We start from the raw sequence: 13,459 nt of genomic DNA on the forward strand, positions 1-13,459 counted from the left end.
AACTGGATGACAGCTACAAAAGGGTTACTACGGCGGGCGTCCAGCACGTGCCGCGCTGACTTCCGAGAACGCCCATCCCCGGAGCTGATCAAGGTTAGAGTGATGGCGACAACCCCGGCCCAAGCCTGGTTACTCCTCGGTAACGCTACAGTGCGTGCCATGTGATGCGGGCGATGTGGGCGTCGCGTTCCTCCTCGGTACTGGGGCGGCCGGCGATCCCGGGTCGTTGTTGCCACGGTTTCGGGCCCTGCGGCCGGCGGAACTCGATCCCCATGGCTTCCAGGCGCAGCAGGTGAGTTTCCATGCGCTCGCGGAAACCGGGCAGGTCACGCAGGCAGGCCGGAGTCCACAGGACTTCCGCGATCGCCGCCAGGCGGGGGAAGGCGAAATAGTCGACCACACGTCCGGAGTCCATGTACTCCGTCCAGATGTTGGCCTGGCCCCCGACCACATGGGCGGCTTCCTCGGGAGAAAGCTCCGCGGGTACCGGCTCGAAGGCGTAGACGCGGTCGAGGTCCAGGACGACGGACTGCGGTATCGGCTCGGTGTCCAGGCCGGATTGCCGGTAGTCGAGGTAGGCGTAGTTGTCGGGGCAGCTGATCACGTCGTGGCCCCGGCGGGCCGCGACGACGGCGCCGGACATGCCGCGCCAGGACAGGAGCGTCGCCCCGGCCGGCAGGTCGTCTTCGAGCAGGTCGTCCCAGCCGAGCATGCGGCGGCCGTGCCCGGCCAGGTGACGGCCGATGCGGCCCAGGAACCATCCCGGCAACCGGTCCACGCTGTCGAGGCCGAGTTCGGCGGCTCTGGCCCGCGAGGCTGGATCGTCGCGCCGGCGGGCCTTCGGGGCTTGGTCGCCGCCCACGCTCGTCCGATCACCTTACCTACGCGGTCCGAACGTTGTGATCAGCAACGGCACCGCTCAGGTGCCCTCCGGCCCCGGCCTGGGCGTGGAGGTCGACGAGGACGCGGTCCGGGCCCTGGCCGTCCCTCAACCGGCCTGGTCATAGGCCGTGCGCGACCATCCGCGCTGCTCGCTCGCCAACGTCGATCAGGAGATTGCTTGCCGCCTGGCAACTCACGGATGTCCGACGATTCGTAGGAGCCCGCGCCGGCGCCGACGTTGATGACGGTGCAGACGGAGATAAAACATGACAGCAGATGTCGGGTTTTGGGGTCAGCATGGTTTCGCCGGTAGGCGCTGATGAAGGACGTGGGCCGAGCCCTACGGATAGACAAGGACCGCAATGCGCGAAACCCCAGAAGATCTCAAAGAGCTGCAGGCCCTGCTGGATGCATCTCTCTCCCTTTCCACCTCGCATCTCCGCTCGATCATCAATACCGAGAGAACGCTGACCGCAGAGCAGCTCACTGGCGTCCTCACCGGAATGTGCACCCTGGCCCTTTCCACCGTGACGGCCAAGGGCGAGCCGCGGATCAGCGGAGTGGACGGGCACTTCCTGCACGGTAAGTGGCACTTCGGAACGGCGCGCGAGGCCGCCAAGGCACGCCATCTGGCCGCCCGCCCCGCCGTCAGCGCCGCGCACATGCGCGGTGAGGACCTGGGCGTGTTCACGCACGGCACGGTGGAGATCCTCAACCCCCCAGACGGCGAGCCGGCCGAGGACTGGCCCTACCTGCTCGCCTACCTCAAGGACTTCTACGACGACGACTTCTTCGACTGGGACAACGACGTGGTCTACTACCGGCTGCATCCGCACTGGATGACCGTCTACGCCCCCGACATCGCCAAGCTCACCGCGATGTCCCGGTCCTGATCCGCTGGCCTGCTGCATTTCGAGAGGATGGACGAAGGTTGACCGGTATGGGGCGCGAGACCATCGACGTGGTGGGGGCTCGCACCAACAATCTGCGGGACGTGTCGGTGAGCATCCCCAAAGGGCAGCTCGTCGCTTTTACGGGAGTGAGCGGCAGCGGCAAGACCTCGCTGGCCATCGACACGCTGCACAACGAGGCCCAGCTGCGGTATCTGGAAGGGCTTTCGCCGTTCGTACGGCAGTACATCACCCAGCGCAATCGTCCGAAGGTCGACCGCATCCTGGGACTCGGCGCGACGCTCGCGGTCGACCAACGCCGCCTGAACCGCAACCCCCGCTCCACGGTCGCGACGATCACCGGAATCGACGGGCACCTGGGGCTGCTGTACTCGCGCCTTCCCGGGATCGGCGCGGACCCGGCGGCGGAGAGCGGGGACGGGCATCTGACGACCGCTCACTTCGACCGCAATACGCCGGAAGGGAGTTGTGCGGACTGCCACGGGGTGGGCGGACGCTGGCAGGCGCAGGAAGACCTGATCATCACCCACCCGGAGCTTCCGCTGTTCGAGGGGGCCTCGCCCTGGTACGCGAAGTGGCGGTCGGGAGAGCACGCGTTCATACCGGCGCTTGCCGAGAAGCGGGGTGCGGATCTCGGCCGGCCGTGGCAGTCGCTGCCTGAGGAGTTCCGTCACTGCGTGCTGTACGGCACGGGTGACGAGAAGATCGAGGCGACCGTCGACATGACGAACAAGAATGAGACGGCCCTGGTGACCTACACCTTGAGCCAGCCGCTGCGGGGCGCGCTCGCCGAGGTGGAGCGGGTGTTCGTGAACGCACAGACCTCCAACGCCAAACAGCGCTACCTGCCGTACATGCGCAAGCAGCCCTGCGGCACCTGCGGCGGCAGCGGGTACGACCAGGTGGCCCTGTCCGTGCGGCTCGGCGGGCTGACCTATCCGGACCTGCTCGAGGTGGAAGTACGGGAGGTTCGCAACTGGGCGAAGCGCGTGGCGGACGACCTGGGCTCCCGGCAGCGCGAGGTGGGCGAGCCGCTGCTGCAGGACCTGGGGCGCAGGCTTGGAATCCTTGACCGGCTCGGCCTGGCCCATCTCCAGTTGTCCCGGAGTGCGGCGACGCTGTCCGGAGGTGAGTTGCAGCGGACCCGGCTCGCCGCGCAGCTCAGCACCGAACTGAGCGGCATCATCTTCGTCCTGGACGAGCCCGGGGCCGGGCTGCATCCGGCGGACAAGGCACACCTGCTCGACATCGCCCTGGAACTACGCGCGGCCGGCAACACGGTGCTCCTGGTCGAGCATGACCCTGAGCTGATCGCCCGGGCCGACTGGGTGATCGATATGGGGCCGGGCGCGGGCCGTCTCGGCGGTGAGGTTCTGGTGTCGGGGCCGCCCGCCGACGCGGCCGCCCATCCGAAGTCGCTGACCGGGCGCTATCTGACCGGTGCAGGGCCGCGGCTGCGCCGGACCCGCCGCCCGATCGGGGACGACACCGGCTGGGTGGAACTGCACGGCCTGCGTGCGCACAACGTGACCGCGGACCTGGTGCGGTTCCCCACCGGTCGGCTCACCTGCCTGACGGGAGTGAGCGGCAGCGGCAAGAGCAGCCTGCTCGGCGTGCTCGGGACGAGCGTGGAGGCCGCCCTCAACGGGGCGGCGACCGACACGGTGCGGGAGGTGAGCGGCCTCGAAAGATTCGGCTGGGTCGCCGTCGTCGATCAGGAACCGCTCGGGCGGACTCCGCGGTCCAACCCGGCCACCTACAGCAAGGCATTCGACATCGTCCGCAAGCTGTTCGCCGAAACCGACATGGCGCGCGGGCGCGGGGTCAACGCCTCCTGGTTCAGCTTCAACACCGCGGGTGGCGGCCGCTGCGAGACCTGCACCGGTTATGGCCGCAAGCTGGTTGACATGCACTTTCTGCCGGATGTGTGGGTCGTCTGCGACGCGTGCGAGGGGCGGCGCTACAAGCCGGAGGCCCTGGAAATCAGGTATCAAGGGCTGGCCATCGACCAGGTACTGGAGCTGACCGTCGCCGAGGCCGTGGAGCAGTTCTCCGAGCCCCGGCAGCTCGCGGAGACCCTGGGAGCCTTGAACCAGGTCGGGCTTGGCTACCTCCAACTCGGCCAGAGCGCCACAGAGTTGTCCGGCGGCGAGGCACAGCGGCTGAAGCTGGCCTCCGCGATCCAGCGCGGTGCCGCGAGCCGCAAAGCCGGCCTCGTCGTTCTCGACGAGCCCGTCTCGGGCCTGCACCCGTCTGACATCCAGCGGGTGGTGGACGCGCTCGATGTGTTGCTCGACTCGGGCAACACCGTCGTCGTGGCCGAACACGACATCCCCGTCGCCGCGTCCGCGGACTGGGTGATCGACCTGGGGCCGGGAGCCGGTCCGGACGGGGGCGCGGTGATCGCGGAGGGCACCCCGGACGCCGTCGCGACGGCGGACACCCCGACAGCCGGCTTCTTCCGCCGGTACGCGGCGGGCCTGCCGCTCCTGGAGGTGCGAGAGGTCGCTTCGGCGCCTTGTCGGCCTTCAGAGGGCGGAATACAGGCCTCGAGCCCCCGTTTGACTGTGCCCTTGGGGCATGGTGTGGACTTGAAGTAAGGGACGCGTGGTGGGGAGCACCCGCAGCCGCAGACGAAGGGGGAGGCAGAGAAATGGCGTGGAGCACCCGGCAACTTGCCGAACTCACGGGCTCGACGGTGAAGGCCATCCGGCATTACCACGAGATCGGGTTGCTGGATGTGCCCGAGCGCGCGGCCAACGGTTACAAGCAGTACAAGGTCGCGCATCTGATCCGGCTGCTGCAGATCAAGCGGTTGCGCGATCTGGGAGTGCCGCTGTCGCAGATCGCGGCGCTGGGTCGGGCCGATGAGGAGCCGGACGAGGCGATCCGTGTGCTGGACGCCGAACTGGCGGCGACGATCGAACGGCTCAATCGCGTGCGCGCGGAGCTGGCTGTCATCCTGCGTCATCGCGCACCGATGCATGTGCCGCCCGAATTCGCTCCCATTTCTCACGACCTCTCCGACACCCACCAGTCCTTGTTCATGGTCTTTTCGACGGTTTTCAGCGAGGAGGGCATGGAGGAATTCCGTCGGATCGTCTCCGTGCGCGACGACGCCGGTGAAGAGTTCGATGCCCTTCCCCCGGACGCCGACGATGCCACGGTCGAGCGAATCGCCGAACGAATTCTGCCGCTGGTCCGTAGAATGCGGGCAGAGCACCCGTGGTCGAACGACCCGGTGGCGGATTCGCCGCGAGGAGCGGAACTGGCCGAAAACGTGATGGGGCACGCGGCGGTGGAGCTCTACAACCCCGCACAGCTACGCGTTCTGCAGCGCCTGAACGTCCTCCTCGAACAGGCAGCGGACGCGAACGACAACACACTCCGACACGGCGCCGTCCACGAATCGCGGCTCTGAGCCGGGCTTCTGGCCGCAGAGGCGGTCCTCGGCTTTGGCGACGGCCACGCACTCGCCGAGCCCCGCATGCATCGGACAAAGCCACGTGCGGCGCAGCCATTGGGCCCATGCCGACGAAGGCGTTTCCGCATGATGATAAGGAGCCTGAGATTTTCAAGGAATGGCAGAGACGCCGAGCCGTGCAACGAGTCCAGCCCGGGAATGGGCGTACACTCAAGCGTTTCCGCTGGTGGCAGCCGTTTTCCCGTACTTTGTTCTATCTTCCGCTGCGGAACGATGACGGCCGGCAGGTGGTCTACGCCGTCGACGTCAACCATGTGCAGCGGTTTCTGTCCGAAAACGGCAAAGGTAAAGCCCACCTATACCTCGACGGCAAGCATCACGCCGAGTCCGAACTCCCTGCCGCCTTTCCCCTCCGGGGCAGCACGATCGAAGTGGCACCCACAGCCTTCGGCCTCAAACGCTGCCACTACGTCACCACCGAGGGGGCCGAACACCAGCTCATCCCGGATCGGAGCTCCAGCGAAGGCCGCCGCGCGCACCTCGACCGCGAGCACCCCGCACTGAGCCGCTTGATCAGTTACTGCTCACTGATCTTGCTCGTCATCCCTCTCCTTCTCCTCATCCCGCAGCTCATCGAAGTGGTCTTTAAGCTTCCCCCCGTAACTCAGCGCTTCGGGACATTCACCTCACCCATCCAATTGCCGGGATGGCTCAACCTCACGCTCACGCTCGGTGCGGCAGCGGCCGGCTGGGAGCGCGCACTGCGCCTGAGATACAACTGGTTGCTCGACTCAATGGCCAAGGGATGATGGCGACTCGGAGGCGGTGGCGGAGGTCACCTGACTGTAGACGCACACGCTCTTGCGTTCAACGTGTCAGTACACCATGATCCCCGGCATGTCGGAGAAATAACTCCAGAAAGGGGTGGGGCGCGTTGAGGTGGTGCGTTCTTCCAGGCTCGGCATTGACGTCGGCCGATGGCGTGGACTCTGCCGGGTTCGACCAGGGGATGGATCGTCAGCATGGATGACAAGCCAGAGCGGCGCATTGTCGTGTTCGGTGCCGGCTACATCGGTCTGGTGACCGGTGCCTGCCTCGCCCAGCTCGGCAACCAGGTGGTGGTCCGGGACATCGACCCGGAGAAGATCAGGCTGCTGCAGTCTGGTGAGGTGCCGATCTACGAGCCCGGGCTGGGTGAGTTGATCGCCCGGAACAAGGAGCGGCTGACGTTCACCCTGGATCTTCAGCAGGCCCTGAACGGCGCCGAGATCGCCTACGTGTGCGTGGACACGCCGCCGTCGGCATCTGGCGATGCGGACCTGTCCCGGGTCTGGTCGGTCGTGCAGTCGCTGGAGGGGGCATCGTATCTGCGGGCGGTGGTCGTCAAGTCCACCGTCCCGGTGGGCACCGGCGCTCGCGTGCGTGCCGCGCTGGATACGGTCGGACTCCAGCATGTGGGGTACGCCTCCAATCCGGAGTTCACCGCCGAGGGGACCGCGGTGCGCGACTTCCTCCACCCCGATCGCGTCGTGGTGGGGGTGTCAGACGAGGCGACCGCCCGCCTGATCTCGGAGCTGCACGAGGGTGTGGACGGACCGGTCGTCGTGATGGACGTGCGGTCCGCCGAGATGGTGAAACTCGCCTCGAACGCCCTGCTCGCCACGAAGATCAGCTTCATCAACGAGATCGCCACCTTGTGCGAGAAGACCGGCGCCGACATCGAGCACGTCGCGGACGCCGTCGGCCTGGACCACCGTCTCGGCCGGCACTTCCTGCGTCCCGGGATCGGCTGGGGCGGCTCTTGCTTCCCGAAAGACTCCGAGGCGTTGCGGCAGCTTGCCAACAACACCGGTTACCACCTGCAGTTGCTGTCGGCGGTGATCGAGGTCAACAACCTGCAAAAGCGCCGCGCCGTCCAGAAGCTCAAGGACGAACTCGGCACGTTGATGGGTGCGCGGGTGGCGCTGCTCGGACTGACGTTCAAGCCGGGGACGGACGACATGCGGGAGGCGCCGAGCACGGTGTTGGCCGCCCGGCTGCTGGCCGAAGGCGCCGAGGTGAGCTGCTGGGACCCGATGGCCCGCCCTGCCGAGGTCGAGCCGTGGACATCGACGAGCCGTCATGTGAGCCCCGAACTGGCCGTCGAGGGTGCGGACGCGGCGATCGTGGTGACGGAGTGGCCGCAGCTCAAAGAGGTCGACTGGGCGCGGGTCGTCACGGCGATGCGACGGCCGGTGCTTTATGACGGCCGGAACCTGCTCGATCCGGCCGCAATGCGCGGCCTCGGCTTCACATACATCAGTGTGGGGCGTCCGTAACCGGGCGCCGCTCATGCTCCCGCTTCGTGCAGCCAGAGGGCACGGGGCACGGGGCGGGGAGCGGGTTCAGGCGAGGCCGTGCCCGCTGAGTGACGACCTCGGGTTGGCCTGGGTCCTGCTCAGGTCGCCTCCGGGCGGGATGGGCTCAGGGCGGCCGCGGCTGCGTCCCTGATGAGATCCGGCAGCGGTCGCGCGGGCACGCCGGTACGCAGCGCGCGGGCGCTGAGCGCGGGCACGGTGGCGATCAGGCGGATCCGCGCCAGCACGAGGTCACCGGCCTCGGGATCCATCGTCCACTCCGGTGAGTCCAGCATCCGGTGCAGCGCGCGCAGGAGCGCCTGGGCCGGGGTCTCCCCGGCGCGGCTCTCGCCGAGGGCCTGGGCCAGCGCCTCGGCCTGGGCCAGGCGGTCCGCGAAGATCACCTCTTCCTTGCCGGGGAAGTAGTTGAAGAACGTGGCGGGTGACACCTCGGCGGCGGCGGCGATCTCGGCCACCGTGGTGCTCTCGTACCCCTTCGCCATGAACAGCCGCAGCGCCGACTCCACCAGCGCGCGGCGGGTGCGCAGTTTGCGCTGTTCTCGCCTGGGCATCGCCCGCGCGCTGGCCCGCCAGGGCAGCAGGATCGCCCTGGCCGACCTCGACGAGGACGCGCTCGGCACGGCCGCCGCCGAGCTGGCCGGGGTCACCGAGGTGACGGCGTTCCCGCTCGACGTCCGCGACCGCGACGCCTACGCCCGCGCCGCCGACGAGGCCGAGCGGCGCCTGGGTCCGGTCTCGGTGCTGTGCAACAACGCCGGCGTCGCGTTCCCCGAACAGCCCGCCGACATGACGTACGAACTGTGGGACCTGGCCGTGGACATCAACCTCGGCGGCGTCGTCAACGGAGTGCAGACCTTCCTGCCCCGGATGCTGCGCCGCGGCGGGCCCGCGCACATCGTCAACACCGCCTCCGCCGCCGGCCTCATCGGCGCCGGGGTCGGGCCGATGTACACCTCGTCCAAGTTCGCCGTGGTCGGATTGTCCGAGGCGCTGCGCCACCAACTGGAGGCGGCCGGCCACAAGGTCGGCGTCACTGTGCTGTGCCCCGGCGGCGTCGCCACGAACATGGCCCGCTCCTCCCGCACCCTGGTCGCCGCCCAGCGGGGCGGCGCGGAGCTGCGGCGGGCCCAGGCACGGGCCGAGGAGCTGACGCCGAAGATCGAATCGGCGCTGAGACGGTTCGGCGTCCCCGCCGACGGCGTCGGCGAGCTGGTGGCCGAGGCCATCAAGGCCAACCGCCTGTACGTGCTCACCGACCGTACCGGCATCGACCTCATCACCGCCCGCACGGAGGCGATCCTGGCGGCCATGCCGCAGGCAGATCCCGTCGAAGGGGACTTCGAGGGCTTCCGGGACGCCGTGCACGACTCGTGAACCGGGCGGCGCTATCGGTCTTTTCAGCACGGCGGCCCGCCGACCGGGGCGGATGCCATAACGAGCTGGAGGACCTGCCTCTGGAGTTCCTGCACGATGAAGCGGAGCGGCTGACGACAGGGACAGTCTCGTAGCGAATTTTCCGCACGTGCTGTTTCATGGATGCTTGGAGCCGGGCACCCTCAGGCTGTCAGCTGCCGGTCAGGGTCGGTTTCCTCCTGCGCGAACTGGTTGATCAACCATGATCGAGCGCATCACGTCGTGCCTGGCGAGGGGGTCGAGGTTGGCCAGCGGCTCGTCCAGCATGAGAAGGTCGGTCCGCCGGGCCATCGCCAGCGTGATCGCCACCTGCGCCCGCTGCCCACCCGACAGAACGCCCACCTTCCGATCCAGCGGCACGCCCAGCCGGCCGAGCCGGTCGCGGGCGGCGCCGTCGTCGAATCCGGAGTTCACCTGGCGGCCGAAGGTGAGCATCTCGGCGACCGTGAACCTCTCGGACAGCGGCCTGTCCTGGGCCACGAACGCCGCCTCGCCGTGCACCACGACGCTGCCGCACGTGGGTTTGAGCATGCCGACGACGGCGTGCATGAGCGTGGTCTTGCCCGCGCCGTTCGGCCCTACGAGCGCGACCACGCGTCCGGCCGGGATGGACAGCGAGCAGTCACGCAACGCCCAGGAGCGGCGATACCGCACACCCAGTCCGTCTGTCTCCAGTGCCGGCCTCACGCCGCTCCTTCCTTCGCGCCCTTCTCGGGGCCGCTCTTCTGGGATTCTGTGAGGACCACGGTGAACAACGCTCTCAAGTCCTCCTGGTCGAGCCCGGCCTCGCGGGCCTCGCGTACCCACCGGTCCAGGTCGCGCCGCAACCGGGTGTGAGCGGCGAGGGTCGCACCCGTGACGCCCTGCCGCACGAACGTCCCCATGCCCGGCCGCCCTTCGACCAGCCCGTCGCGTTCCAGCTCACGGTAGGCCTTGAGCACGGTGTTGGGGTGGCTGTGGCTCCCGCTGCCCTGCTCAAGATGACGGCTTTCAGTCGAAGAGATCCGGCCAATTGCCGCTGCGAACCCGGACATCCGCGGCCACCTCTTGCACCGACCGGCCGTCGGTGTCGATGCGCAGATGGCCTGCCCCGGCGCGGTCGAGCGCTTGGGCCTCGCGCGCCGCTCGTTCGGCGATGCGGTGCAGGACGTCCGAGTCCAGCCCTCTCAGCTCATCGCCCGGTATGGCCGGCCCGCCTCCCCCGCCACGCTGCGCGACGCGCTCGGCCAGCGTTGCCGGCCCGGCATGGAGGCGACACACGGTCAATGCCGCTCCGGGCAGCAACTCGGCGTAGTCGCGGACGATGTCGTCGGAGTCGGCTTCCCCGGAGACGACCAGGCACTGGGCACCCACCGAGCGATATCCGGCCCAGATGGCCGCGAGGTTGCGCGCCTTGAGGCCGTGGCTGCCCACGTCGTCGTCCGCGACGGGGCGCAGCGCCCCGATCTGCTTCACATCGATGTAGGCAGCTCGCACGCCGGTCCTGTAGACCTGCATGAAGATCTCGTAGCCGACCGTCGACTTCCCGACCGCCGTAGCACCGCAGAGCCACAGCACGGGTACGGCCGCATCCTCCTGTGGTGCCGGCGGATGGCTCTGCCGGTCAACGAAACTCTGGAGCGTGGCGGCGGGAAGGGTGCCCGGCCATCTTCCGGCCCGGTCACAGACCAGCCGGGCCGTCTCGGAAACCGTGAAGCCGCCGGTATCCACGCACACGTCGGCGTAGTCGCTGCGGTCCAGGGCCTTCGCCTCAGCGACCGCATCCTCCACCAGGTCCGGACGCCACCCCCGCGCGAGGAACCGTTCCTTGAGCTCAGCATCGTCGACGCGCAGTCGGCACAACGTGAACGCGGCCTCGGGCACAAGAGCGGTGTACTCGCGAACCTCCTCCGCAGTGTCGACAAAGCCCGCAAGGATCAGACACTGCACCCCTTCCTGCCGAAAGTGCGGCCACATCGCAGCCAGGCTCCGCGCGCGGATGCGATGCGTCATGCCCTCCGGCATGGGATGACACAGGCTGATCTGGTCAGCATCGACGAACGCCGTCTTGACGCCACTACGGCTCAGCTGCTCGAACACCTCCCAGCCGACCGTGGACTTTCCGACACCCGTGGGCCCCGACAGCCAGAGCAGAGGCAGAGAAACGTTGCTCATCCGCGCGACACTAACGGCCTCCCGGTAGAGCGAGCGAGTGTATTTCGCCGCCATCAGGCGAGCGAGGCGCTGTCATCGCCCATGGTCCGCACCGCCGTGCATCGTCGAAGGCTGCCCTTGTAGGCCGGTGTGTGCGTGGGACCCTCACGCATCGGCCGGAGGGAGTGGAGAGGCTGCGGTCAGCCGCGTCCGGTGAACAGGCCGCGCACCACCCACAGGCCGCCGAGCACCACGGCGCCGGCGATCAGGAAGGTCGTCAGGGTGTTCTGGGCGACGTTGAGGATGGACAGGAGGCCGATCGTCAGGGCGTAGACGATGGACAGGGCGACGAGGATTCGTGCGGAGAGTCTCGGGTTCATGGCTGCTGAGCCTGCCCGAGCGCGACCGCACAGCGACAGTCACCGGGAGATGGGACGCTGATTCCGACGAAAGGTGGATACCGGGCGACCGCGACGGCCGTCCATACTGGCGAGATGGCTGGCGGTTCCCTCACAGACCCGGTCGATGCCGGGCAGGACGACTGGCATCGGACCGTTCCCGGCTGGCATCTCGCCTTCGCCACGTTGGCCGTGCTGACCGCCGGTCTCGTCGTCACCGGCGACGCCGGCCCTCCCACCGCCGAGCGACGTACCGCGCTGTTCGTGCTCGTGCTGCTGTGCGGCTGGTATGGCGCCACCGGCGCTCGCGCCCTGCATCGCGACCACAACCGGCTCGGCGTCGTCTATCTGGCCGGCGCCGTCCCCCTGTCGGCGGCGCTGTTCGCGGCGGCGCCTTCGGGCGCGCTCATGTCGTTCATGCTGTATCCGCATATCTGGGCGCTGCTCCCGCTGCGCAGAGCCATCGCCGTGACGGTCGCGAGCGTGGTGTCGATGGCCGCGGTCATGATCGTCCGCAGCGATGCGTACGGGCAGGAGCTGCCCTCGGTGATCCTCGTGGCGGCAGTGGCGCTGGTCGCCGCCCTCGTGCTCGGTGTCTGGATCACCCGGATCATCGAGCAGAGCCGGCAGCGGGCCAGGCTCGTCGAGGAGCTGGCCGCGACGCGGGCCGAGCTGGCCGAGGTCAGCCGGGAGGCCGGGGCGCTGGCCGAGCGCGAGCGACTGGCCAGGGAGATCCACGACACGCTCGCGCAGGGTTTCACCAGCGTGCTGCTCCTGCTCGAAGCGGCCAAGGCCGGTACGTGCGAGCGCGACCAGGCCGCTCGCGCCCACCTCGACCAGGCCCGCCGCACCGCCATGGACAATCTGGCCGAGGCCCGCGCCCTGGTCGCGGCGCTGCCGCCGCCCCAGCTCCGCGACGCCTCGCTACCGGACGCCCTGGGCGGGCTCATCGAGCGGTTCGAGGCGGAGACCGCGCTCGACGCCGGCTTCACGGTGACGGGCACGCCCCGCCGGCTCACCCCGAACGAGGAGGTGGTGCTGTTGCGCGTCACCCAGGAAGCCCTGGCCAACGTCCGCAAGCACGCGTCCGGCGCAGGCCGGCTGGAGGGCGTGCTGGCGTACGGGACCGCGGGCGTGACCTTGCGGATCAGCGACGACGGCGAAGGCTTCGACCCCGGCGATGCCGGCACCGGATTCGGGATCGGCGGCATGCGCGACCGGGTCACCGAGGTCGGGGGGATCCTGACCATCGGCCCCGCCCGGCCCTCGGGAACTCTGCTCCAGGTGGAGCTGCCGTCGTGACCGTCCGCGTACTCATCGTCGACGACCACCCCATCGTCCGGCAGGGGCTGTGTGCCGTGCTGGCCGCTCAGCCGGGCCTCACGGTCGTCGCCGAATGCGGCACCGGCGAGGAGGCGGTCGCGCTGGCGGCGGCCATCGTGCCCGACGTGGTGCTGATGGACCTGCGCCTGCCTGGCCTGGGCGGGGTCGAGGCGACCGAGCAGATCGTCGCGGCCGGGACCGCGACGGCGGTCGTCGTACTCACCACCTACGACTCCGACGGGGACATCCTGCGCGCCGTCGCCGCGGGAGCGACCGGTTACCTGCTGAAGGACGCCTCGGGAGAGGAACTGGTCGCGGGGATCCGCACGGCTGCGGCGGGTGGCACCGTGCTGGCCGCTCCGGTCGCGGCCAAGCTGGCCACCCGCATGCGAGGTGAGGCTCCCGCCCTCACGACCCGGGAGATCCAGGTGCTGGAGCGCGCGGCCCGCGGCCTGTCGAACCCGGAGATCGGCCGGGGGCTGTTCATCAGCGAGGCGACCGTGAAGAGCCACATGATGCGCATTTTCGGCAAGCTCGGAGTCGCCGACCGCACCGCCGCCGTGACCACCGCCATCGCCCTCGGCATCCTCAGCCCACCCTGACCTCTCTTACGGCTCA

14 protein-coding genes are annotated in these 13,459 nt (G+C 68.8%); 8 read left to right on the top strand and 6 right to left on the bottom strand.

Annotated features, from left to right (window positions below; all coding sequences use genetic code 11):
- Positions 1 to 145: 145 nt before the first annotated feature.
- The gene (locus tag ACFOY2_RS43990; RefSeq protein ID WP_379534095.1) at positions 146 to 862 is read right to left on the bottom strand and encodes a family 20 glycosylhydrolase; all 717 of its coding nucleotides are present in this window, start codon (positions 860 to 862) and stop codon (positions 146 to 148) included.
- 382 nt (positions 863 to 1,244) lie between these two features.
- Here ACFOY2_RS43990 and ACFOY2_RS43995 point away from each other — a divergent pair, with 382 nt between their 5' ends.
- From ACFOY2_RS43995 to ACFOY2_RS44015, 5 genes are all read left to right on the top strand, one after another.
- Complete coding sequence (locus tag ACFOY2_RS43995) at positions 1,245 to 1,775, top strand: pyridoxamine 5'-phosphate oxidase family protein (RefSeq protein ID WP_379534096.1); 531 nt, start codon at positions 1,245 to 1,247, stop codon at positions 1,773 to 1,775.
- A gap of 47 nt (positions 1,776 to 1,822) precedes the next feature.
- Positions 1,823 to 4,393: an excinuclease ABC subunit UvrA gene (locus ACFOY2_RS44000; RefSeq protein WP_379534097.1), complete on the top strand. Its 2,571-nt coding sequence runs from the start codon at positions 1,823 to 1,825 to the stop codon at positions 4,391 to 4,393.
- 53 nt (positions 4,394 to 4,446) lie between these two features.
- Positions 4,447 to 5,214: a MerR family transcriptional regulator gene (locus tag ACFOY2_RS44005; protein WP_379534098.1), complete on the top strand. Its 768-nt coding sequence runs from the start codon at positions 4,447 to 4,449 to the stop codon at positions 5,212 to 5,214.
- Positions 5,215 to 5,363: 149 nt separating this feature from the next.
- Positions 5,364 to 6,026 (top strand): hypothetical protein, encoded by a 663-nt coding sequence (locus ACFOY2_RS44010; RefSeq protein WP_379534173.1) that lies wholly within the window; start codon positions 5,364 to 5,366, stop codon positions 6,024 to 6,026.
- Between the two features lie 213 nt (positions 6,027 to 6,239).
- Positions 6,240 to 7,535, top strand: coding sequence for a UDP-glucose dehydrogenase family protein (locus ACFOY2_RS44015; protein ID WP_379534099.1), 1,296 nt, complete (start codon positions 6,240 to 6,242; stop codon positions 7,533 to 7,535).
- A gap of 119 nt (positions 7,536 to 7,654) precedes the next feature.
- Here ACFOY2_RS44015 and ACFOY2_RS44020 read toward each other — a convergent pair whose 3' ends face one another.
- A complete protein-coding gene (locus ACFOY2_RS44020; RefSeq protein WP_379534100.1) occupies positions 7,655 to 8,125 on the bottom strand; it encodes a TetR/AcrR family transcriptional regulator in 471 nt (156 codons plus the stop codon).
- Between ACFOY2_RS44020 and ACFOY2_RS44025 the strand changes: the two genes are divergently transcribed.
- Complete coding sequence (locus ACFOY2_RS44025) at positions 8,103 to 8,948, top strand: SDR family NAD(P)-dependent oxidoreductase (RefSeq protein ID WP_379534101.1); 846 nt, start codon at positions 8,103 to 8,105, stop codon at positions 8,946 to 8,948. The genes ACFOY2_RS44020 and ACFOY2_RS44025 overlap by 23 nt on opposite strands.
- Positions 8,949 to 9,149: 201 nt before the next feature.
- Here the strand turns inward: ACFOY2_RS44025 and ACFOY2_RS44030 are convergent, their stop codons facing one another.
- The 4 genes from ACFOY2_RS44030 to ACFOY2_RS44045 all read right to left on the bottom strand — a co-directional run bounded on the left by ACFOY2_RS44030 (position 9,150) and on the right by ACFOY2_RS44045 (position 11,500).
- A complete protein-coding gene (locus ACFOY2_RS44030; protein ID WP_379534102.1) occupies positions 9,150 to 9,674 on the bottom strand; it encodes an ATP-binding cassette domain-containing protein in 525 nt (174 codons plus the stop codon).
- Complete coding sequence (locus ACFOY2_RS44035) at positions 9,671 to 9,928, bottom strand: hypothetical protein (RefSeq protein ID WP_379534103.1); 258 nt, start codon at positions 9,926 to 9,928, stop codon at positions 9,671 to 9,673. The genes ACFOY2_RS44030 and ACFOY2_RS44035 overlap by 4 nt, the downstream gene beginning before the upstream one ends.
- A gap of 49 nt (positions 9,929 to 9,977) precedes the next feature.
- Entirely contained in the window at positions 9,978 to 11,141 is a 1,164-nt protein-coding gene (locus ACFOY2_RS44040; protein WP_379534104.1) for an adenylyl-sulfate kinase, read from the bottom strand.
- Between the two features lie 179 nt (positions 11,142 to 11,320).
- On the bottom strand, positions 11,321 to 11,500 hold the full coding sequence (locus tag ACFOY2_RS44045) for a hypothetical protein (RefSeq protein WP_379534105.1): 180 nt from the start codon (positions 11,498 to 11,500) through the stop codon (positions 11,321 to 11,323).
- A gap of 114 nt (positions 11,501 to 11,614) precedes the next feature.
- Here ACFOY2_RS44045 and ACFOY2_RS44050 point away from each other — a divergent pair, with 114 nt between their 5' ends.
- Positions 11,615 to 12,820, top strand: coding sequence for a sensor histidine kinase (locus ACFOY2_RS44050; protein ID WP_379534106.1), 1,206 nt, complete (start codon positions 11,615 to 11,617; stop codon positions 12,818 to 12,820).
- A complete protein-coding gene (locus ACFOY2_RS44055; protein ID WP_379534107.1) occupies positions 12,817 to 13,443 on the top strand; it encodes a response regulator in 627 nt (208 codons plus the stop codon). The genes ACFOY2_RS44050 and ACFOY2_RS44055 overlap by 4 nt, the downstream gene beginning before the upstream one ends.
- Positions 13,444 to 13,459: the final 16 nt, after the last annotated feature.

This window comes from Nonomuraea purpurea (genome assembly GCF_042650645.1).
In the GTDB taxonomy this organism is placed as follows: Bacteria; Actinomycetota; Actinomycetes; order Streptosporangiales; family Streptosporangiaceae; genus Nonomuraea; species Nonomuraea purpurea.

What these genes read in the sequence shown, in the direction of transcription:
- ACFOY2_RS43995 (WP_379534096.1), top strand. Translation starts at nt 1,245, where the DNA reads ATGCGCGAAACCCCAGAAGATCTCAAAGAGCTGCAGGCCCTGCTGGAT.
- ACFOY2_RS44000 (WP_379534097.1), top strand. Translation starts at nt 1,823, where the DNA reads ATGGGGCGCGAGACCATCGACGTGGTGGGGGCTCGCACCAACAATCTG.
- ACFOY2_RS44005 (WP_379534098.1), top strand. Translation starts at nt 4,447, where the DNA reads ATGGCGTGGAGCACCCGGCAACTTGCCGAACTCACGGGCTCGACGGTG.
- ACFOY2_RS44015 (WP_379534099.1), top strand. Translation starts at nt 6,240, where the DNA reads ATGGATGACAAGCCAGAGCGGCGCATTGTCGTGTTCGGTGCCGGCTAC.
- ACFOY2_RS44020 (WP_379534100.1), bottom strand. Translation starts at nt 8,125, where the DNA reads ATGCCCAGGCGAGAACAGCGCAAACTGCGCACCCGCCGCGCGCTGGTG.
- ACFOY2_RS44040 (WP_379534104.1), bottom strand. Translation starts at nt 11,141, where the DNA reads ATGAGCAACGTTTCTCTGCCTCTGCTCTGGCTGTCGGGGCCCACGGGT.
- ACFOY2_RS44045 (WP_379534105.1), bottom strand. Translation starts at nt 11,500, where the DNA reads ATGAACCCGAGACTCTCCGCACGAATCCTCGTCGCCCTGTCCATCGTC.
- ACFOY2_RS44050 (WP_379534106.1), top strand. Translation starts at nt 11,615, where the DNA reads ATGGCTGGCGGTTCCCTCACAGACCCGGTCGATGCCGGGCAGGACGAC.